This window comes from Neisseria animalis, from assembly GCF_900636515.1.
GTDB classification, from domain to species: domain Bacteria; phylum Pseudomonadota; class Gammaproteobacteria; order Burkholderiales; family Neisseriaceae; genus Neisseria; species Neisseria animalis.
On record NZ_LR134287.1, the window covers coordinates 434,860 to 456,158 of the forward strand.

Consider the following 21,299-nt stretch of genomic DNA (forward strand, 5'->3'; position numbering starts at 1 on the left):
TGCGCGGCTTTTTCCGGTAAAGCGCGGTGTTGCCGGCCGTTTGGTTTGGATTTTTAGCGGCGGTTATCGGGAAAACCGGTTTTGCAGACGGCCTTTCGTGGTGTGCATAGGGTTGGGCGGTTTTGCCGGCTTGTAATGATGCAACAAATATTTGTTTCATGTATCTATATGAATATTAACGATTATGTTATTTATTCATTTGCGGTTTTGGTAAAAATACAACAGTTTTTCTGATGAAAAAAGTGTTTTGCTGCGGTTTTTGTAATCGTGGCGTAATGAGACACCGATGTCATTTAGACAGACATCGGTGTCATTTTTATATCTGAACATAAATTATCAAAAAAGTTTAATTTGTATGATTTATAATAAAATTATTTACAAAAATGTTAATTAATTTAACAATTAAGACGGTATGATGGCTTCAACAAAGCAGGAACTTGGTCTGAACGGTGCGATTGAATTGTTGTCAAACAACATTCGAAAACATCAAAGTAGTGAAATAACAATGAACGGGTTCGGCAATATCCGTTTCGGAGGCATCGCTTTTGCCGCCGCTACGTTTTCCCCGACCTGCACATTAATGGAAAGAAAGACACAGACATGAAAGCATTATTGAAATTGGCCGCAGCATCGTTAATTGGTATGTCCGGCTTGGCTGTATCCGCAACCCACGTTGCCCAAAATATGCACGACGCAGCTAACTGAATACATTATACGCGCACAAACGCAAAAGAAAGTCCCGCCGTCTCCCACAAGACAGCGGGCAATAATCAAACGGTTGCTTAAGAGCGGTTGGCAGGCTGTCAAACCGGCCGCCGCATCTTGAATAGTCATTTGAGACAGAATTGGAAAGGGAAGAAACGGCTTTGCCGCTTTGTTTCATTCCGGTTTGTCCGACTATACCCAGAGCAACGGGACTTTAAAAACCGCCCAAACGGAGCTTGCAGCGAAATCCGAGATTTCCGCCAAGTCGTTGGGCGGTTTTTTTATGCTCAAACAATACGGAACGGATAAGACGGCATTTTGCAGACGGCCTGACGGGGCATAAAGCCGTGCGTTTTAGGACAGGAAGTATAGTCATTTAAAATAAGAATGATACAGCGTTGCTTTGCCTTGCCGTACTATGTGTACTGTCTGCGGCTTCGCTGCCTTGTCTCATTCTTATTTTATTCGACTATAAAAGGGTTATTTTGCAGACGGCATAGTGGGTGTTTATCCGAGCAAAGCAGCAGGACGGGGTGGCTTATCAGGTGCGGAAACGGGGCGGCACGGAAATAAAACGGGTAAGGCCGTCTGTTTATTTGTTCAGCAGTTGTTTGACTTTTTTCAATTCCGCCCATGCTTGTGCTTTTAATTGCGGTTGGCGCAGCAGTCGGGCGGGGTGCGGAATGATGAAATAGGGCGTGCTGCCGCATAATTTGTCCAGCAAATCCTTTTGTTGGGGCGATTCGAAAATCTGCCCCAGAAACAAGACAACCCGCGCATCGGTGGCGGTCAGCTCTTGTTGGAGTTGGGGTAAGGCGGCTTCTATTTGTTCGGGTTCGGGCGTAGGATTGAATACAGGCGCGGATTTTACCCAGCAGGTTTTGTGTGCCTGCGCGGCTTGCAGGCCGATGGCGGCCAACATATTGTCCAGCAATACGCCGATGCTGCCGCTGAACAGTTTGCCGGCCATGCTGTCTTCGGTCGAGGGGCAGATGCTGACGGCCATGATTTCGGAGGGTTTGGCATCGGTATGTGGAAAGGCAGCAAGGCCGTCTGCAAGTGCCGTGTGTGCGGCTTGCGCGGCGGGTGCGGGGTCGGTGGACGGGGTGGGCGGTGCGGCGGTTTTTTTGTGCGCGCCCACTGCCTGCATGGCGGCCAAACGCGCGGCATTGCCTGAGACTGACGTTTCGGCGGCAGATTGTACGGCGCGGGCAATGGGGCGGACGGTTGCGGCAGGTTGCTGGTCGGGCTGTTCGTTTTGTCCGGCTGCGGCAGACTTGAAGACAGCGGCGCGGTTCAGCCACATCGGCCCCAGTCCCAATGCTTCGTGCAGATGCAGGTAGCGGCTGCTTAACATGATTTCTCCATTAATACGGCATCTTCGCGTGCGCCGTTTTCCAGCGGGTAATAGGCTTTGCGTCTGCCGCATTCCTGAAAACCGTATTTGCGGTACAGCGTTTGTGCGGCGGTATTGCTTGCGCGGACTTCTAAAAACAGCCGCCCGCCGTCTGCTGTTGTGTGATCGAACCAGTGTTGCATCAGACGGGTGGCGATTCCTTGGCGGCGGCATTCGGGTGCGGTGGCAATCAGGTGCAGCTCCGATTCTCCGCATATGTTTTGCCAAACAATCAAACCGCACAGGCCGTCTGCATTTTCGGCCAGCAAAACGGTATCGAAGCGGTTTTGCAGGGCGGCGGCAAATTGGGTGGCAGACCAAGGCGAGGGATTACAGCGGGCATCCAGCGCGGCCAGTGCGGTGCAGTCGTTGGCGGCGGCGGGGCGGACAATCATGGCTGAGCCTTTCGTTCGGCCTGTTCTTTGGCGGTGAGGGCGATTTTGTTGCGGACGTACAATAGCTCTGCATGTGCCGCACCTGTTGCCGGATACCTGCCGCACAGTGCCAAGTTCAGATAGTCGGCAGCGGTCGGCATATCGGGTGTGCCGTCGAAAGGAGGCTTGTCGGCGAGTGCGAACGCATTGCCAATGCCGTCTGCATATTCCGTATGTTCGGGCAGGGTAATGTCCGCTGCTTTGCCGACATGGTAATCGCTCAAGCGGCGGTGGTGTTGCGTGTCGAACCATGCGTAAAACACTTCGCCCATGCGCGCATCGGTTGCCGCCAATACGCAGGTTTGGTGCGGGCGCAAATAGGCGGCGGCATCTAAACAGGGAACGCCGATTAAAGGAGTGTTAAACGGTGTGGCCAAGCCTTGCGCTACGCCGGTGCCGATACGCAGACCGGTAAATGCGCCCGGCCCTTGTGCGTAAACAATCGCGCCCAAGTCGGCAGCAGTAATGCCTGCTTCGGAAAATAAGGTGTTGATGTGCGGCAGAATCAGGCTGGATTGTTTTGTTCCCGCTTCGCTGTGGTGCAACAGGGTGTTTCCCTGATGGCGGAGAGCGAGCGACAGGAAAGAAGTGCTGGTGTCGATGGCTAAAGTCGGGCGTTCGGTATGGAAGGGCATGGGGGTATCCAAATATTCAGACGGCTTGTTCGGGTTTTGTCGCGCTTATGGGGCGGGACATTGATTCTCTGCGTTCGGCCTGTTGTGCCGATGATACGCTAAAACGGATATTTTACGCAAAATTGCCGCCTTGCAGCGGTTTTGCAGACGGCATGATGCGTGCGGCCACCGTCAGGCTACGGTAAATTCGCCGCTGCCGACTTTGATGACGTTACCGCCGACAAAAATTCTGCCGTCTGCTTCGACTTTCAAGCTCAGGCGGTTGGGTCTGCCGATTTCGTCTCCCTGACGAATCATCAGTTCGGCAGGAATCTGCCTGCGGGCAAGCAGCCAACCGCCGAGATTGGCGGCTGCGGAACCTGTACCGGGATCTTCAATCAGGCTGCTGCCATGCTGCGCGAACAGTCTGACTTGCGCGGTGCCGGCTTCGGCAAACCAAACGTAGCAGGACGGGGATAATGCGCCATCAAATGCTTCGGCAAAGGCAGTCGGGGAAACGCGGCAGCGGCTGACAGCCTGCCGGTCGGCAAGTTGTATTAAAAGCTGCCAAGTGCCGGTGTTGACCCATTGCGTTTCGGCGATGTCGCATTCCTGCAAACCCAAGACTTCGGCCAGCCGGTCGCGGGCAATATGGCAGGGTTCGGTTTGTACTTCGCCGTTTAGCGCGAAGGTAATCAAATCGTTTTGGTGGGTAATTTCAGCCAGTTTTGCTTCGGTTTCGAGGGTGTAACGGTCTGCATCGGTAAACAGTTGGCGGATAATGAACGCCGAACCGATGGTAGGGTGTCCGGCAAACGGCAGCTCGTGGTCGGGAGTGAAGATTTTGAGTTTTCTTACCGCGTCCGTTCGCGTGGGCGACAGGATAAACACGGTTTCCGACAGATTGAACTGGCGGGCAATCTGCTGCATTTGGGTTTCGGTCAGGCCGTCTGCTTCCGGGAAAACGGCCAAAGGGTTGCCGCCGAAATGTTGTCGGGCAAAGACGTTGACAAGATAAAAGCGGTAGGTTTGCATGGGTGTGCTTTCAAAAGGGTTCAGCAAGATTGCTCGGGAAATTTTGCAGACGGCATACAGGTATCGGCCAAGACGGCTGGTCGGATATTCTGTATTAACGGCAACCTGTTCAAGCGGTGTAATGCCGTCTGAAAATCATCGAATGCCATGTTTTCCGAACCGAAACGGCGCAGGTGGTCGGTATCCTGCTGGCAGTCGATGAGCTCGATGCCGCATTGTGCCAGATGGGGAACGGCGAGGGAAAAGGCGGTTTTGGAAGCGTCCGCATGGCGGGCAAACATGGATTCGCCGTAAAACACGCGGCCGATTTGTACGCCGTACAGCCCGCCGGCAAGCTGTAAAATGCCGTCTGCATCGGGATACCAGCACTCAAAAGAATGGGCGTGCCCCGCGCGGTGCAGGGCGGTATAGGCCGCCTGAAATTCAGGGGCAATCCAAGAACCTTGCTGATTGGGGCGTTCGGTTGCGGCGCAGGCGGCAATGACTTCGCTGAAGGCAAGGTTGACGCTGACGCGGTAGGGCTTGTTGCGTAAGGTTTTGGCCAGCGATTTGCCGATATGCAGTTTGTGCGGCAGCAGCACGGTACGCGGCGCGGTGGCAAACCAGTAGATATAGCCGCGTTCGCTGTGCCACGGGAAAATGCCGTTGCGGTATGCCGACAGCAGCCGTCCGATGTCCATGTCGGTACTGACGCCGACCAAGCCGTCGCATTCGGCAAGCGCGTAGGCCGGATCGGGAAAACGGTAGTCGTCGGGCGGGAGCAAGGGGATATTCATGGGCGTTTTTGCAGACGGCATACAGGTATCGGGTTGCAACGGGCAGCCGGCGCGAGGAGGTAGGTGCGGCGTTGGGTTTGATTGATTTTACCACAGCGTTTTGCAGACGGCTTTGTGCGGATAAGGCTTTCGGGTAGAATAACACTTTTATTTTCAGGCCGTCTGCATATGTCTGCATCTTCTTCCAAAATTCCTTATCTGCTGCTGGCTTTGGCGGCAATCGCGCTCGATCAGGTAACCAAGCTGGCGGTGTTGGCTACGTTTCAGGATTTTGAGCGGGTCAACGTGATTCCGTCGTTTTTCGATTTGACGCTGGTGTACAACCCGGGCGCGGCATTCAGTTTTCTTGCCGATCAGGGCGGCTGGCAGAAATATTTCTTTTTGGGTTTGGCGGCGGTCATCAGTTTGTATTTGTGGCGTTCGATTGTGCGCAACGACTTTGCCCGTTGGGGAAAAATCGGGGCGGCGATGATTATCGGCGGAGCAATCGGGAATGTCATCGACCGTTTGGCTTATGGCCATGTGGTTGATTTTTTACTGTTTTACTGGCAGGATTGGTATTATCCTGCGTTTAATGTCGCCGACAGCTTTATCTGTGTCGGTGCGGTACTGCTGGTGCTTGACGGCTTGACCAACAAGAAAAAAGAACCGGAAAAGGCCGTCTGAATATTTGAGATTAAGATGGTTCGCAATTTGCAGACGGCATACGCGGTCTGCTGCCGTCTGCAACACACACCAACTGAAAAGAACAGCCCATCATGAACGAGAAAACCATTGTCCTTGCCAATCCGCGCGGCTTTTGCGCCGGTGTCGATCGCGCCATCAGTATTGTAGAACGCGCCTTGGAAGAATTTGGCGCGCCGATTTATGTGCGCCATGAAGTCGTACACAATAAATTTGTGGTGGACAACCTGCGCGATAAAGGCGCGGTGTTTATCGAGGAATTGTCGGAAGTGCCGGAAGGTGCGACGCTGGTGTATTCGGCACACGGCGTTTCCAAAGCGGTACAGCAGGAGGCGGCGGATCGCGGTTTCCGTGTGTTTGATGCAACGTGTCCGCTGGTAACGAAAGTGCATAAGGAAGTGGCGCGTTTGGACGAGCAGGGCTACCAAATCATTATGATCGGGCATAAGGGTCATGTGGAAGTAGAAGGCACGATGGGTCAGCTTCCGCCCGGCAAAATGCTGTTGGTGGAAGTGGTCGGGGACGTGGCGGCTTTGGAAGTTGCCGATCCCGACAAGCTCGCTTATGTCAGCCAGACAACTTTATCGGTTGACGAAACCAAAGACATTATCGAAGCCCTGAACGCGCGCTTCCCGAATATCCGCAATCCGCATAAGGAAGACATCTGCTATGCAACGACAAACCGCCAAAAAGCGGTGAAAGAGCTGGCGGAAGAATGCGATATTGTGATTGTGGTCGGGTCGCCCAATTCTTCCAACAGCAACCGCTTGCGCGAAGTGGCCGCGCATTTGGGTGTCGATGCCTATATGGTCGATAATGCTTCGTATCTGGAAAAATCTTGGTTTGAGGGCAAGCAGAAAGTCGGCGTTACCGCCGGAGCTTCCGCGCCGGAAGTATTGGTCAAAGAAGTGTTGCAGACGATTCAGGGCTGGGGGCACGAAACCGTACGCGAAGGCGAAGGGGCGGAAGAAAGTATTGTGTTTGTATTGCCGAAAGCATTGCGCCGCGAGGGTGAAAACAAGCAGGAATTGAACAAAGGCTGAGGTTTTTTCAATAGCAAAAGGCCGTCTGAAGATTGGATTACCCGGTGTAATCCAATCTCCCATGTTTCCATTTTCTTAAGACATCGGAAAAGCGGTCATCATCTCGATACCGCAGCCTGCTCGAGAAGGCGGCCGAGTGTGTGTGCAAGTGATTTCGAGCCTTGCCCGATGTCTTCATCTCTTTTTTTCTCCATCAGTTTTTTGATTTCTTTTTCGTTACCGGTTCGGTACGGCTGCCAATATCCTTCTCTCACATCGTTAATATCTCTCAAAACAATCCATCAATACTCTTGATTGCGTCGGCTTGTCAAAACTATAGTCATTTAAAATAAGAATGATACGGCGTTGCTTTGCCTTGCCGTACTATGTGTACTGTCTGCGGCTTTGCTGCCTTGTCTCATTCTTATTTTATTCGACTATAATTCTCTGTACTCTCTGATGATATGGTCAGGATTGGCCGGAAAATCAGGCGAAAAGCATAAAAAGCGCGTTTCAGGCCGTCTGCAAATCAAGCTGCAATCTTACACATCGCCTGTGAAAGCCTGCTTAAAACAGCCTTTCACAGCCTTGAAGTTTTTTCATTCGGATAAGAAGTGTTTTGACAGTAAACCCGATTGCAGGGTGTATTACTTCACTTCATTGTTCCACTCCGACAGCGGTTCTTCTTCTGCCGCCACGGTGTAACGCTCCTGCGCCCATTCGCCCAAATCAATCAGCTTGCAGCGTTTGCTGCAAAACGGACGGTAGGGGTGTTCGTCCGTCCATGCGACGTTTTGGCGGCAGGTGGGGCATTTGACGGTAAGGGTCGGGTTCATCATCACTACCTTTCAAAATGCAGACGGCCTATCATGAGGCCGTCTGTAAAATCAGCGGATACGGCAGCCGGCCGTTTGTTTCAAGTGGCGGTAAAAGTGGTGCAGCCGTTGTATTTTCTGCGCCAAATCCGCCGTACTGCCTTCGTTGCACAAAATGTCGTCGGCGTGCAGCAGGCGTTGCCTCCTCGGCGCTTGGTTGGCAATAATGCGGCGGATTTCGGCCTCTTTCAAACCGCTGCGCGACTGTACGCGGCGGATTTGTGTGTCCTCGGAAACATCGATTACCAGTATGCGGTGTACCAATGCCCGAAACAGGGGCTGCTCGATCAGGAGCGGTATGTCGAGGATTCCGTAAACAGCGCGGGAGCAGGTTTGCAGACGGCATATTTCCGACAAAATCAGCGGAAACATGATGTCTTCAAGCTGTTTTTTGGCTTCGGGCCGTCTGAAAACCAAGTCGCGCAAGGCGGTGCGGTTCAGGCTGCCGTTCTCGCAGAATACCGCTTCGCCAAACAGGCGGCGGATTTCCGGCAATGCTGCGCCGCCGTCTGCAGTCAGGCTGCGGCTGACGGCATCGGCATCAATGTGCGGCACACCCAGTTTGGCAAATTCGGCGGCAGCTTGGGATTTGCCGCTGCCGATTCCGCCGGTTAGTCCTATCCATACGGTCATATCCGCCGTCCTTTATGATATGGGAAGAATGGCTACAACCCCGAGGCATTCAGCCACCAGTCGGTAAGCTGTTGCAGCGGTTCGTAGGCAATGAAGATAATCCAGCCAGCCAATGCCAGACTGGGGCCGAAGGCGAAAGCCTGCCCTTTGGCGGTTTTCGTTAACACCGCGCCCATAATGCCGATGAGCGAGGCGGCAAACACCAACACGGGCAATACGCCGACCCCCAGCCATGCGCCCAATGCGGCGAGCAGTTTGAAATCGCCGTTGCCCATACCGGTTTGGCCGGTCAGCAATCTGTATGCGGCGCAGAGCAACCACAGGCAGGCATAGCCGCATACAGCACCGAGTACCGCGGATTGCAGCGCTACCATGCCGTCTGCAAAATTAAACAGCAGCCCCAGCCAAACCAGCGGCAGGGTAAGCGAATCGGGCAGATAGTGCGTATCGGCATCAATGAAGGCCAGTGCAATGAGAAAAGCGGTGAATACCCAGCCGCCGAGCGTAATCCAGCTTGCTCCGTATTGCCATGCTACGACGGCAAACGCCGCAGCGGTCAGCAGTTCGACCAGCGGATAGCGGAGGGAGATGTGCGTACGGCATAGGCTGCATTTGCCACCGAGCAGCAGATAGCTGATGACGGGAATATTGTGCCGTGCTTTGATTTTTTCTCCGCATTCGGGGCAATGCGAATCCGGCTTCATCAGATTAAACGGCTGCTGCTCTTTTGCAGACGGCTTCAGGCCGAGATGCTCTTTGGCAAACAGCGTCCAATCGCGCTCCATCATGATGGGTATGCGGTGGATAACCACGTTTAAAAAGCTGCCAAACAGCAGACCGAGCAGGGCGGCGGCAGGTACGATAAACGGCGTATAGATATCGAATGTCCACATATCAGCCTACCGCCTTGCCCAAATTCAATAAGGGCAGATACATGGCAATCAGCAGGATACCGACGGTTACGCCGATGACAATCATGATAATCGGTTCAATCAGGGCGGAAAGCCGTGAAATCAGATTGTCCACTTCGTCTTCATAAAATTCGGCGGCTTTGTTGAGCATATCGTCCAACGCGCCGGATTCTTCCCCGACCGCCGCCATTTGCACCACCATATTGGGAAACATATTGGTTGGCTGCATACTGGAAGCCAGCGACAAGCCTTGTGTTACCTGCGCCCGAATATCGAGGGTGGCTTCTTCGTACAGCAGATTGCCCGAAGCGGCGGCAACCGAGTCCAAAACCTCTACCAGCGGCACGCCGGCGGCAAAGAGCGTCGATAAAGTACGCGACCAGCGGGCGATGGCGGCTTTGCGGACAATGCTGCCGAACAGTGGTGTCCGCAGCAGCAAGGCATCGGTGCGCTTTTGCAGGCTGTATGATTTTTCATGCAGACGGTACAGCGACACGCCGGCAACAATGGTCGCAACCAGCAGCAGCCAACCGTATTCGACCACAAAATCGGAAAGGTTGATGGCATATTGCGTCAACAGCGGCAGTTGCGCGCCCATATTGGTATAGATTTCTTTGAAAGCAGGCAATACGAAGCGCATCATGACAAACACCAAGCCTGACGACACCACCAGAATCGCCATCGGGTAAATCATCATGGTTTTAATTTTTCTTTTGACGGCCAGCGTTTTTTCACGATAAGTTGCCAGCTTGTCGAGCAGCGTTTCCAATACGCCGCCGGTTTCACCTGCTGCAACCAGATTACAGTAAAAACGGTCGAAATATTTCGGATATTTGCCAAACGATACGGCAAGAGAGCTGCCCTGTTCCACATCGGTGCGGATACCGGTCAGCATTTGCGTGACCGCAGGGTTGGAGTGGCCGCGTGCGATGATGTCGAATGCTTGGAGCAGCGGCAGCCCCGCTTTCATCATGGTGGCTAGTTGGCGGGTAAAAACCGTAATGTCTTCTTGCGTAATCTTGCGTGTGCGGACGGTTTTTACCTTGTCGATACGCAAAGGGCGGATACCGCGTCGTTGCAGCTTTTTGCGGGCTTCCTCTTCATCTGCCGCCACAACTTCGCCGCGGACAAGACGGTCGGTATAAATATTTTTGCCTTCAAAGGCAAAGCGGCGGTCTTTTCCGCCCATGCTGAAAAAAGCAGCAAGTGTTTTATGGGAGCGGGACATGGCAAACCTCAATCATTGGTACGGGCGGTTACTTCTTCCAGCGAAGTCAGCCCCCTCATGACTTTCAGCAAACCGGCGCGGCGCAAGTCTACTATGCCTTCCTGATAAGCCAGATTGGTGATGTCCACTTCCGTGCCGTTATCCATGATGACATGCTGCATTTCCTTGCTGACCGGCATGACTTCATATACGCCGATACGCCCTTTGAAACCACTGCCGCGGCAGGATTCGCAACCGGCAGGGCGGTACAGCGTCCACGGCTGCTGCAAGTCTTCATCGGTAAATCCGGCCTGCTTCAATACGGTATTAGGCGGACGGGCAACGGCTTTTTTACAGTGCGGGCATAAGCAGCGCAGCAGGCGTTGCGCCACAATCAGGCTGATGGAGCTGGCGATGTTGAACGGGGCAACGCCCATATTCAGCAGCCTCGACAAAGTGGCGGGCGCATTGTTGGTATGGAGGGTGGAAAACACCATGTGGCCGGTTTGCGCGGCTTTGATGGCGATGTCGGCAGTTTCCAAATCGCGGATTTCCCCTACCATGATGATGTCGGGGTCTTGGCGAAGGAAAGCGCGCAGCGCGGAGGCGAACGTCAGTCCTTGTTTGTCGTTGACATTGACTTGATTGATGCCGGGCAGGTTGATTTCTGCCGGATCTTCAGCCGTGGCGATATTGACTTTCTCCGTATTCAGAATGTTCAGGCAGGTATAAAGCGATACGGTTTTGCCGGAACCGGTCGGGCCGGTAACCAGCACCATGCCGTAAGGACGGCCGATGGCATCGAGCAGCATATCTTTTTGAAACGGCTCCAAGCCCAAGGTATCGATATTCAAATCGCCCAAATCGGAATTTAAAATCCGCATCACGACTTTTTCGCCAAACAGCGTTGGCAAAGTGCTGACACGGAAGTCTATCGGACGGCCGTTTTTTTCAAAAGCAATTTGGATACGGCCGTCTTGCGGGACACGTTTTTCAGCAATATCCAAATGCGCCATGACTTTGATTCGTGAAGCAAGCTGGCCGCGCACGGCAACAGGCGGCTGCACCACTTCGCGCAGTTGGCCGTCCACGCGGAAACGTACTCTGGCGATGTGTTCGTAAAATTCAAAATGAATATCCGATGCGCCCGCCTGAATGGCGTCGGATAAGGTTTTATGGATAAAGCGCGGAATCGGGCCGTCTTCGGCCTCTTCGTTGTCGATGTATAAAATCTGTGTGCCGCGAACCGTTTCCTGTTCGTGGCGGATTTCTTGCAAAATGCTGGTCGAACGCTGCCCCAGCCATTCCAATAAGGCGGATAACTGGTCATCGCGCACGATAACCAAATCCATTGTTTCGCCGGCGGCAAACGCCATTTTTTGGAAATCCTGAATGCGCGTAGGATCGGAAACCGCCAGATAAACCGTGTGTCCGCGCCGAAACAGCGGTACGCAGCGGTTTTTCAACATTTGCTCTTCGGTAATGATGTCGGTCAGGATATGGGTGCGCGGAACGTGCTGCAAGTCGAGCAGCGGGTAATTGAACGTGGCGGCAAGCATTTCTCCCAGCGCGCGCGGTGTGATGATGCCGTCTGCAAAAAGCATGGGCAGTACCGCTCTGCCCGATTGTGCGGCGGCTGTGTAGTATCCGATACGCTCTTCGGTTAGGACGTGATGCTGGGAAAGCACGCGCAATAATCCGACGCTCATGATGTAATCCGTTTCTGTTGGGCGTTGTGGGAGGGCAGGGCGTTGGCTACGGAGGCAGGCTCTGTTTGTCTGCCGTTCTGCTTGGTTTGGGTATGAAAAAATCAGTATGGTTAATCCAATCCCTTATGTGTCGGTCGGGCAGCGTACTGGCCGTTTGCTGCATAAGGGATTATCCGTCTTTCAAAATATAGTCATTTAAAATAAGAATGATACAGCGTTGCTTTGCCTTGCCGTACTATGTGTACTGTCTGCGGCTTCGCTGCCTTGTCTCATTCTTATTTTATTCGACTATAAAGTGGCCACAGTATTGAGGCCTGTCTTTAAGTTTGCTGACGGTTATGTCTCATTATAGTGGAAATCTTGAAAATTCCCTATAAGGTTGCGGTGGTGCGGAGCGGTAAAATAAGGTCGGGCGGGTAAACGGTTGAGCCGTGTTTTACTGCCTGCAAATGCAGCAAAGGCCGTCTGAAATTCAGACGGCCTTTGCCGGTTTTCCACGTAATCGTGTTTGCTTTTGTTATAGGGTACTGCTAAACAGAAATCGGTTGCCGCTTGTTAAGGAGCGGGTGTTGTGGCGGTATTTTCGCCGGTTGAGCGACAGGCAGATGGCAGGAATTTTTCGTTTACGCCATCGGTTGCGCCCGGGGTACATTTCCAAGTGAATGCGCCGTCTCGGGAAGTTGCGCCGCTTTCAGTTGTGGTAGTGGCGGGAGCATTGGGAGTAAGCTCTAAAGTTTTGCCGCGAATGTCAACATTGATGTTGCTGTTTTTCATGGTGGCGGTAATGGTACCGTTTGTGCCGACTTTTACCGAGGCAACGTATTGCCCTTCGATGTTTTCGGCAATCCCTGCTTCGGAATTGCTGGTCGGCCATTCGCCTTTATCCGAATAATATTCGACTACCGACGATTTTTGCGCCTCCAAGAGAGACAGCGCTTCGGATACTTGGGCGCGGCCGGTGTAGTCTTGGTAGGCGGGCAGGGCGATGACGGTCAGAACGCCGACAATGGCGATGGCAATCATCAGCTCGATAATGGTAAAGCCCTTTTGGACAGCTTTCATGTGATACTCCGTTGGGTGCGCTTATTGGTTTTTAAAAAATAATCCGTAATGCGTTTGGCGCGTTTTAGTGAGTTAAGACTCTTTTAGAAGGAATATACAGCTTCCGACACGGGCTATCCGTTTTAACCTTATCGGACACTGTACATATAAGAAATTATCGTGCCAAAGTTCTGGTATGTGAAAAATATTTTTATAACTACTTGTTTTTAATAATAAAAAAATCGTTTTTTTTTTTTTGAGTGGCGGCGGGCATCGGCCCGGGTAAACAGTTGTCAGATTGTGACAAAAATTGTCGCTTGTTTGAAAATGTGTCAAAAACCGGCAGTATGGTTGTTTAAAATAAAAATAATACTGCGTTGCCGCGCTTTGTCGCACTCATCTACGGTCTGCGGCTTTGCAGGCTGGCGGCATGATGATTTTTATCGACCATGATGTTTTGCAGACGGCCTAATCGGTTTTTGTATGGCTTGAGTTTAATTTACCTGATTGGGTTTTTCAATAGCTTTGATAATGAAACTCGGTTTGCTGTTTTACTATGGATAAAGCTGCTGTTGTTTGGGAAGCATAATCTGTGCCAAATGTGTTTGAAAGCAAAAAAAGGCCGTCTGCAAATGGAAACCCGATTTTGCAGACGGCCTTTTATAGTCGAATAAAATAAGAATGAGACAAGGCAGCGAAGCCGCAGACAGTACACATAGTACGGCAAGGCAAAGCAACGCTGTATCATTCTTATTTTAAATGACTATATTTCACGTTATGCGGCTTCGCCGTCGAAACCGCTGTGTCGCAATAATGCGTCTATGCTCGGCTCGCGGCCGCGGAAAGCCTGAAACGATTCCGCCGCGCTGCGCGAACCGCCCACGGCCAGAATTTCGCGCCAGAACTGTTTGCCGGTGGCACGCAAATCGTCGCTTTCTTCAAAGGCGGCATAAGCATCGGCACTCAGCACTTCCGCCCATGCGTAGCTGTAATAGCCTGCGGAATAGCCGCCTGCGAAGATGTGGCCGAAGCTCTGGGCGAAGCGGTTGTATTCCGGCGGCTGAACCACGGCAACTTCTTGGCGCACGCGCTGCAACACCTCCGCCCAATTTTGCAGACGGCCTGCATCGGTTTCGCTGTGAATCAGCATGTCAAAAAGTGCGAATTCCATTTGGCGCACGAGGAACATGCCGCGTTGGAAGTTTTTCGCCGCCAGCATTTTGTCGAACAATTCGCGCGGTAAGGCCGCGCCGTCGTCTTCATGGGCAGACATTTCGGCGAGTACGCCGTATTCCCAGACGAAGTTTTCCATAAACTGGCTCGGCAGCTCGACCGCATCCCATTCCACGCCGTTGATGCCGGATACGCCGAGCTCTTCCACTTGCGTGAGCAGGTGGTGCAGGCCGTGGCCGGTTTCGTGGAAGAGGGTCAGGATTTCGTCGTGGCTCAAACGTGCTTCCCTGCCGCCGACGGGCGGGGTGAAATTGCATACCAGATAGGCTGTCGGCGTTTGGATTTGGCCGGCTTTCGCGCCGTCTGCAAAACGGCGGCGGCCTTTGTAGTCGTTCATCCATGCGCCGCCGCGTTTGCCTTCGCGGGCGTAGAGGTCCATATACACGCCGCCGATAATCGCGCCGCCGTTTTCCAATTCGAAATAACGCACGTCTTTATGCCAGACCGGTACGTTTTTTTCGATGAAGTTGACACCGTACAAACGGTTGATTTGGGCAAACAGGCCGGACAGGACGCGGCTGACGGGGAAGTATTTTTTGACTTCGGTTTCGCTGAAGGCATATTTGGCTTGGCGCAGCTTTTCGCCGGCATAGGTCAAATCCCACGGCTGCGGGTCGTCCAAGCCCAAGTGTTCGGCGGCGAAGGTGCGTACTTCCGCCAAATCTTTTTCGGCAAACGGTTTGGCGCGGGCGGCCAGATTGCGTAAAAACGCCAATACCTGATCGGGGGTGTCCGCCATTTTGGTGGCGAGCGACAATTCGGCGTAATTTCGGAAACCTAAGAGTTTGGCGGTTTGCAGCGCGATTTCCAGCGTGCGGTTGATGTTGGCGGTGTTGTCGAATTTGCCGTCGTTGCTCAATTCGCTGGCGCGGGTAACGTAGGCGCGGTAAATCTGTTCGCGCAAACCGCGGTTGTCGGCATAAGTCATCACGGCAATATAGTGGGGCATTTGCAGGCCGACTTTGTAGCCGTTTTTGCCTTCTGCTTCAGCGGCGGCGGCAAACATCGCCAGCGCGTCTTCGGGAATGCCCGCCAGCGGTTCGGCATGGTCGAAATAGAGGGCGAACGCATCGGTCGCATCGAGTACGTTTTGTGAGAATTGGGCGGAAAGCTGCGCGCCTTCGGTTTGCAGTGCCGCCAGTTCGGCCTGCTGTTCGGGCGGCAGCTCCGCGCCGCTCAATACGAAATCGCGCAGGTCGTGGTTGAGTTTGGTCTGCTGTGCGTCCGACAGCTTGGCAAATTCGGGGGCGGCTTTGATGGCTTTGAAGCGTTCGTACAATCCGATGTCTTGGCCGATTTCGGTGAAAAAGAGGGTGACTTCGGGCATAAGTTCGTTGTACACCGCCCGCAGTTCGGGGGTGTCGACCACGGAGTTCAAATGCGCGACCACGCCCCAAATGCGGCCGACGCGTTCGGTAATGTCGGTCAGGCGTTCCACTGTGTTGAGCCAAGTGGTATCGGCTTCTTTTTTAATGTCGGCGATTTGCGCGCGCGCTTCTGCAATCGCGGTTTGCAGTGCGGGTTTGATGTGTCCGGTTTTGATTTCGTCGAAACGCGGCTCGTCGCCGAGGTTTAACAGGATATTGTCGGTCATGGGAATCCTTTGTGTGGTGTGTTGGGGTAGGAAACAAATGTATAGTCATTTAAAATAAGAATGATACAGCGTTGCTTTGCCTTGCCGTACTATGTGTACTGTCTGCGACTTCGCTGCCTTGTCTCATTCTTATTTTATTCGACTATATTTTGCCCTCTGATGGGGTCTATATGGGGCGGAAAGAGGAGATTGGAAGTGCAGGGCTTGCAATTAAGCTCTGCTGTTGCGTTAATTTTTGTGTACGCGGCGAGGTTATGCCGTCTGCAAAATGCGTATTCAGTTGCTGCTCGGGTTCAGCAGGCGGTATTGTACGCGCAGAAATTCGTCCAGCACCGCCTGCTGGATTTCCAAGCGTTTTTCTACCGGCGCAGCAAAGCGCACGATGATTTTATAGACTTTGTCATCGAACGGTACGCGTGTAATGCGCGGCTGTGCGGCGGGGGTGATGAAGAGTTTTTCGGTTTGGACGTTTTTCAGATAGCGGGAAACATTTTGGATATGCGGTTGGCACATCGGCTCGAGAATGGTTTTCAGCGGCGGAATGATGGCATCGGAATCCAAGTGGACGGGTACGGGGATTTCCAAGGTATGGATAACGAAGGGGCCGAGAATGTTGTCGCGCCGCACGGAATGGCTCAGTAGCAGGCTGTTGGGGAAGGAAAGAGTCTGCCCTGAAAGCTGGCCGACTAAGGCATTGGGGCCGATTTGCATCATTAAGGTGTTCAGCAGGTTGATGTCGACCACTCTGCCGCGCATACCGTTGATTTCGATGTAGTCGCCTACGGAATACTGTTTGGTCACCGCTCGGAGCAAACTGCCCGACAAACACATAATCAGCTCTTTGGTGGCCAATACTATGGCAGCGGCAACCGCAAGCATGGATAAGGCGAGCGATTGGATTTGCGCGGCCCAAATCATGGCCAGCCCGAGCAAAATGAGAATCAGCGTCAAATTGCGGCTGACCACCAGCGAGCGGCGTTTGCTTTCTAATTCCAATTCGGGATGGCTGCGGAAATGCGCGCTCAGCAGTATGCTGCGTAATGCCAGCAGGGAAATAATCATCAGTACGGATTGGATAATCTCGCTGCTGACGGGAACGGCAGCCAGCCATTGTTGTAGGGTTTGCCACATGATTGGGAAAGCTCCGGTTTGCAGACGGCTTGTTCGGGAAATATTGATGTTTATTATAGTGGAATCATAGCAGTTCGGGCCGGAAAATGTATGAAAGGCGCTGTATGGCCTTCATCATGCCGTCTGTAAAACGGCTTATGCAATGATTCGCACCGCTTCACGGCCTTGTTTGAATTTGCTTTTCAGAATACCCGGCAGCGTTTCGTCGAAATACCAACTTCCGTCGGGGAGGGATAATGCACCGCCGGCACAGGTGAACGTGAGGCTGTTGCCGGAAACGGGGTTCGACTCGGTGATTTCGATTGCGTGTGCATGACCCCAATCGGCAACGGGCAGCAGTACCGCCAGCTCCCGGATGCGTTCGTTTTGACGGCTGATGCCGTCTGCAGTTTGGCAGGCACCGTTGCATTGGCCGACAGCCTGAACGGGGCAGGGTACGCCTTTGGCATGGTTGGTCGGCAGAATGTTCAAGGTGTCGGGGCAGAGCTGGTGTGTGTGCGCCCACTCCGACAAGGCGCGTTTGGCGGCTTTTTTGTGCAGGAAAAAACCGTAGGGGCGGACGGGGCGGCTGCCGTTTTTCAACGGCACAATCCGCGCTTGTAATGCGCCGTGTTCATCGGGCGCGAAGTGTACCGTGCTGAACGTACGTAAAGATTCGGAGGGCATGATGCGGTATTCCTGCATGGCCTGAGCTTTGAGCCACAAGGTATGCAGACTACCGAGCGCGGGCAGGAAGCGCACGGAGGCGGCCGATTGCATATAAGGCGGTACTTTTTTGGAATGCAGCAGCGAGGCGGTTTCCGAATAGGCGCGGTTGTGTGCCTCAACCGCCTGCGCTTGGCCGAATGTATCCAGCCACACCAAAACGCCTTCGCTGTCTGGGAGGGCATATAGCTGTTGTGCCAGCGCATCGGGCAGCCAAGTCGGCAGCATTTTCGGGTTCATGAGGGCGCGGCATTGGTTTTCCCAGTCGGTACTGTTTTTTTCCTGCAGGCTGTGTTCCAAAAAATCACATAAAGCCAAGACATCGGTCATGGCGCGGTGGCGTTGTTCTGCCGAAATCTGGAAGCGTTCGATGATGCTGTCGAGATTGTGTTTGTGAAACTGGGGATACAGACGGCGTGAAAGCTGTACGGTACACAAAGCAGGGGCGGAAAATGGAATGCCCGCGCGTTGGAACTCATTGCGTAGGAAAGTATGGTCGAAGCGGCTGTTGTGTGCAATCAGCAGCGCACCGCGCAGCAGCGGCAGGAGGCTTGGGGCAAGCTGTTGGAAACAAGGCGCATCGGCAACCATCGCATCATTAATGCCGGTCAGGTTTTCGATAAAGGGCGAAATCGGCTGCTGCGGGTTGACCAGCCATTCATATCGCTTTGCCTTGCCCTGCTCAAAACGCATGATGGCGACTTCGGTAATCCGGTCTTGTTGGAAATTGCCGCCGGTTGTTTCCAAGTCGACAACCGCGACGGGCAGACCGAAGCGGGCGGAAGCGGCAGCCAGCTTCGGCCAACGCGAATTGTGCGCCATTTCTTTTCCTTTAAATTCAACAGGCAAACGCGCATTCTACACTTTTTTTGAGAATTTTCCAGTTTAATGCTTGACAGGATTTTCCGCTAACCCTATAATTCAATCTTTCTTACAGCGCACCCGTAGCTCAGTTGGATAGAGTATCTGGCTACGAACCAGAGGGTCGGGCGTTCGAATCGCTCCGGGTGCGCCATTTGAAAATTTCCGCGCCCATCGTCTAGCGGTTAGGACATCGCCCTTTCACGGCGGTAACCGGGGTTCGATTCCCCGTGGGCGTGCCAAATTCCAAAAATCCCTGCAATGCTTGCAGGGATTTTTTTATGCCGTTTTGTTTGGCAGGAGATTGGCCTACAATAGGCAAACATCGGGCCGGCTGCAATCGTTGAGCCGTGTCAAATAAGGCAAAGCGGCCAAGCCTCAGGCGGTACGGATAGTATGTGGCGGCGGACTTGCTGCTCCGGCAGTTTGCTCAAGCCCCTGCTGTGGACAGGGTGTTGCAATGCTGTATCATGTTGTGCGATTCGGCTATATTTCTTCCGCTTGCTTTGTTAACAGGAATCATCATGAAACCGATTTATTTTATTGCTGATTTGCATTTGAGCGAGGCGCGTTCCGATCTGACTGATTTGTTTGTCCGCTTTATGGCGGGCAGGGCGCGTACGGCTCAAGCGGTTTATATATTGGGGGATTTGTTTGATTTTTGGATTGGCGATGACGAGCAGTCGGCAGTGATTGATGCGGTCAAACAGGCCGTCTGCAAATTAAAGGAACAAAACGTGCCGTGTTATTTTATCCACGGTAATCGGGATTTTCTGATTGGTGAGCGTTTTGCTGTGGAAGCGGGAATGACGCTGCTGCCGGAGTATCAGCTTGTCGAAGCGTTCGGCAATAAGATTTTATTGTGCCACGGCGATACGCTGTGTACCGATGATGTGCGTTATCAGGCATTCCGCCGCAAAGTGCAGCAGAAATGGCTGCAAAAATTATTTCTGCTGCTGCCTTTGTCTTGGCGCTTGGCCGTTGCACACCGTATCCGTGCGGTCAGCCAAAAAGAGCAGCGGCAGAAAATGGCGGAGATTATGGACGTTAATCTTCAGTTTACTGAAGATACGGTGCGGCGATACGGCGTGAAGCTGTTGATACACGGACATACCCACCGCCAGAATATCCATCATGAAGCAGGGTGGCAGCGGATTGTGTTGGGCGACTGGAAGAAAGACCAACCTTCTATTTTGCGGTATGATGGCAAGCAGTTTGAATTTGTCGGTTTGGACGGGTAGTTGGCGCGTTAAACACAATCAGTGTGGAAGAAATGCGGGCAGGGCGGTATTGTTTTGTATGGTGTTTGGTTGTATGGCGTTTGGTTGTGTGGTGATTTGGTTTGAGAGGGTGTTGCCGCGCTTGGTTGTATGACTTTGTGCTGCCTGCGGCTTGCTGTTTTGGCCATTTGAATCGAAACGGGTATATCATGCCGTCTGCAAAACAGGGGTATGGAGAAAGGCCGGATTTGCAGACGGCATGATACGGCTTGGATTGGTTTTCGATGATAAATAATTGAAAAATATAGCCATTTAAAATAAGAATGATACAGCGTTGCTTTGCCTTGCCGTACTATGTGTACTGTCTGCGGCTTCGCTGCCCTGTCTCATTCTTATTTTATTCGACTATAATTGAAAAATAATTAAATTTTTGAATCAGATATAAAAAAGACCTGCCCGAGTATTCGGACAGGTCTTTTTGATTGGAGAGAACAGATTAGTTTTTCTCTAAGTCAACCAATTTGTTTTTCGCAATCCACGGCATCATGCTGCGCAGTTGTGCACCGACTTTTTCGATTTGGTGGTCGGCGTTCAAACGGCGGCGGGCAGTCATTGAAGCGTAGTTGGTTGCGCCTTCTTGAATGAACATTTTCGCGTATTCGCCGGATTGAATGCGGTACAGGGCTTTTTTCATCGCTTCTTTGGTGGCAGGAGTAACGACTTCGGGGCCGGTAACGTATTCGCCGTATTCGGCATTGTTGGAAATGGAGTAGTTCATGTTGGCAATGCCGCCTTCGTACATCAGATCCACAATCAGTTTCAGCTCGTGCAGACACTCGAAGTAAGCCATTTCGGGCGCGTAACCGGCTTCAACCAGCGTTTCAAAGCCGCATTTCACCAGTTCTACCGCACCGCCGCACAATACGGCCTGTTCGCCGAACAAGTCGGTTTCGGTTTCTTCACGGAAGTTGGTTTCGATAACGCCGCCTTTGGTGCCGCCGTTGGCCGCTGCGTAAGACAGGGCGATGTCGCGCGCTTTGCCGCTGTTGTCTTGGTAAACGGCAATCAGTGAAGGCACGCCGCCGCCTTTCAGGTATTCGCTGCGTACGGTGTGACCCGGGCCTTTTGGCGCAACCATGATTACGTCAACATTTTTCGGCGGAACGATTTGGTTGTAGTGTACGTTGAAGCCGTGTGCGAAGGCCAAAGCGGCGCCGGCTTTCAGATTGGGCTCGATTTCGTTTTTGTACACAACCGGTTGGTTTTCGTCGGGAAGCAGAATCATCACCACATCGGCGGCTTTGGTGGCTTCGGCAACGGTGCGTACATCGTGGCCGGCGGCAACGGCTTTGTCCCAAGAAGTGCCTTGACGCAAACCGATGACTACGTTTACGCCGGAGTCTTTCAGGTTGGCGGCGTGGGCGTGGCCTTGCGAGCCGTAGCCGATGATGGCAACGGTTTTACCTTTAATCAATGACAAATCTGCGTCTTTATCGTAATAAACTTGCATTTG

Annotated in this window: 19 protein-coding genes and 2 tRNA genes; 5 read left to right on the plus strand and 16 right to left on the minus strand. The window is 52.7% G+C overall.

The annotated features are described in order from the left end of the window. Window positions 1–1,297: 1,297 nt before the first annotated feature. From EL111_RS02080 to aat, 5 genes are all read right to left on the minus strand, one after another. Window positions 1,298–2,062, minus strand: coding sequence for a uracil-DNA glycosylase family protein (locus EL111_RS02080; RefSeq protein WP_123795657.1), 765 nt, complete (start codon window positions 2,060–2,062; stop codon window positions 1,298–1,300). Continuing rightward, the gene (rimI, locus tag EL111_RS02085; RefSeq protein ID WP_123795656.1) at window positions 2,056–2,496 is read right to left on the minus strand and encodes a ribosomal protein S18-alanine N-acetyltransferase; all 441 of its coding nucleotides are present in this window, start codon (window positions 2,494–2,496) and stop codon (window positions 2,056–2,058) included. The genes EL111_RS02080 and rimI overlap by 7 nt, the downstream gene beginning before the upstream one ends. Continuing rightward, window positions 2,493–3,170 (minus strand): tRNA (adenosine(37)-N6)-threonylcarbamoyltransferase complex dimerization subunit type 1 TsaB, encoded by a 678-nt coding sequence (gene tsaB / locus EL111_RS02090; protein ID WP_123795655.1) that lies wholly within the window; start codon window positions 3,168–3,170, stop codon window positions 2,493–2,495. Before tsaB ends, rimI begins: the two co-directional genes overlap by 4 nt. A 171-nt stretch (window positions 3,171–3,341) precedes the next feature. Next, window positions 3,342–4,184, minus strand: coding sequence for a PhzF family phenazine biosynthesis protein (locus tag EL111_RS02095; protein WP_123795654.1), 843 nt, complete (start codon window positions 4,182–4,184; stop codon window positions 3,342–3,344). Between the two features lie 20 nt (window positions 4,185–4,204). After that, window positions 4,205–4,960, minus strand: a complete 756-nt coding sequence (aat, locus tag EL111_RS02100) for a leucyl/phenylalanyl-tRNA--protein transferase (RefSeq protein ID WP_123795653.1) — start codon at window positions 4,958–4,960, stop codon at window positions 4,205–4,207. Between the two features lie 168 nt (window positions 4,961–5,128). Between aat and lspA the strand changes: the two genes are divergently transcribed. Beyond that, complete coding sequence (gene lspA / locus EL111_RS02105) at window positions 5,129–5,626, plus strand: signal peptidase II (RefSeq protein WP_123795652.1); 498 nt, start codon at window positions 5,129–5,131, stop codon at window positions 5,624–5,626. Window positions 5,627–5,718: 92 nt separating this feature from the next. Beyond that, window positions 5,719–6,687: a 4-hydroxy-3-methylbut-2-enyl diphosphate reductase gene (gene ispH, locus EL111_RS02110; protein ID WP_123795651.1), complete on the plus strand. Its 969-nt coding sequence runs from the start codon at window positions 5,719–5,721 to the stop codon at window positions 6,685–6,687. A 98-nt stretch (window positions 6,688–6,785) separates the two neighbouring features. Here ispH and EL111_RS10465 read toward each other — a convergent pair whose 3' ends face one another. From EL111_RS10465 to EL111_RS02155, 10 genes are all read right to left on the minus strand, one after another. Next, on the minus strand, window positions 6,786–6,959 hold the full coding sequence (locus EL111_RS10465; RefSeq protein WP_162842984.1) for a hypothetical protein: 174 nt from the start codon (window positions 6,957–6,959) through the stop codon (window positions 6,786–6,788). 354 nt (window positions 6,960–7,313) lie between these two features. Then, window positions 7,314–7,502: a DNA gyrase inhibitor YacG gene (yacG, locus tag EL111_RS02115; protein WP_197717779.1), complete on the minus strand. Its 189-nt coding sequence runs from the start codon at window positions 7,500–7,502 to the stop codon at window positions 7,314–7,316. A gap of 51 nt (window positions 7,503–7,553) precedes the next feature. Then, on the minus strand, window positions 7,554–8,174 hold the full coding sequence (gene coaE, locus EL111_RS02120) for a dephospho-CoA kinase (protein WP_123795649.1): 621 nt from the start codon (window positions 8,172–8,174) through the stop codon (window positions 7,554–7,556). 32 nt (window positions 8,175–8,206) lie between these two features. Then, entirely contained in the window at window positions 8,207–9,067 is an 861-nt protein-coding gene (locus tag EL111_RS02125) for a prepilin peptidase (protein ID WP_123795648.1), read from the minus strand. 1 nt (window position 9,068) lies between these two features. Next, window positions 9,069–10,313: a type II secretion system F family protein gene (locus tag EL111_RS02130; RefSeq protein ID WP_269471079.1), complete on the minus strand. Its 1,245-nt coding sequence runs from the start codon at window positions 10,311–10,313 to the stop codon at window positions 9,069–9,071. A gap of 8 nt (window positions 10,314–10,321) precedes the next feature. Beyond that, window positions 10,322–12,001: a type IV-A pilus assembly ATPase PilB gene (pilB, locus tag EL111_RS02135; protein ID WP_123795647.1), complete on the minus strand. Its 1,680-nt coding sequence runs from the start codon at window positions 11,999–12,001 to the stop codon at window positions 10,322–10,324. Between the two features lie 555 nt (window positions 12,002–12,556). After that, a complete protein-coding gene (locus EL111_RS02140; protein WP_123795646.1) occupies window positions 12,557–13,063 on the minus strand; it encodes a pilin in 507 nt (168 codons plus the stop codon). 754 nt (window positions 13,064–13,817) lie between these two features. Further along, window positions 13,818–15,869 carry a M3 family metallopeptidase gene (locus EL111_RS02145; RefSeq protein ID WP_123795645.1) on the minus strand — a complete coding sequence of 684 codons (2,052 nt, stop codon included), beginning with the start codon at window positions 15,867–15,869 and terminating at the stop codon, window positions 13,818–13,820. A 276-nt stretch (window positions 15,870–16,145) separates the two neighbouring features. Continuing rightward, window positions 16,146–17,000, minus strand: a complete 855-nt coding sequence (locus EL111_RS02150; RefSeq protein ID WP_123795644.1) for a mechanosensitive ion channel family protein — start codon at window positions 16,998–17,000, stop codon at window positions 16,146–16,148. Window positions 17,001–17,135: 135 nt separating this feature from the next. Continuing rightward, window positions 17,136–18,527 carry a 3'-5' exonuclease family protein gene (locus EL111_RS02155; RefSeq protein ID WP_123795643.1) on the minus strand — a complete coding sequence of 464 codons (1,392 nt, stop codon included), beginning with the start codon at window positions 18,525–18,527 and terminating at the stop codon, window positions 17,136–17,138. Window positions 18,528–18,643: 116 nt separating this feature from the next. Here EL111_RS02155 and EL111_RS02160 point away from each other — a divergent pair. From EL111_RS02160 to lpxH, 3 genes are all read left to right on the plus strand, one after another. Beyond that, window positions 18,644–18,720: transfer RNA gene (locus EL111_RS02160), tRNA-Arg, on the plus strand. Window positions 18,721–18,733: 13 nt separating this feature from the next. Then, window positions 18,734–18,808 (plus strand) — tRNA-Glu (locus EL111_RS02165). 282 nt (window positions 18,809–19,090) lie between these two features. Then, complete coding sequence (gene lpxH, locus EL111_RS02170) at window positions 19,091–19,807, plus strand: UDP-2,3-diacylglucosamine diphosphatase (RefSeq protein WP_123795642.1); 717 nt, start codon at window positions 19,091–19,093, stop codon at window positions 19,805–19,807. 475 nt (window positions 19,808–20,282) lie between these two features. Here lpxH and ilvC read toward each other — a convergent pair whose 3' ends face one another. Beyond that, window positions 20,283–21,296: a ketol-acid reductoisomerase gene (gene ilvC, locus EL111_RS02175; RefSeq protein ID WP_123795641.1), complete on the minus strand. Its 1,014-nt coding sequence runs from the start codon at window positions 21,294–21,296 to the stop codon at window positions 20,283–20,285. Window positions 21,297–21,299 lie beyond the last annotated feature (3 nt).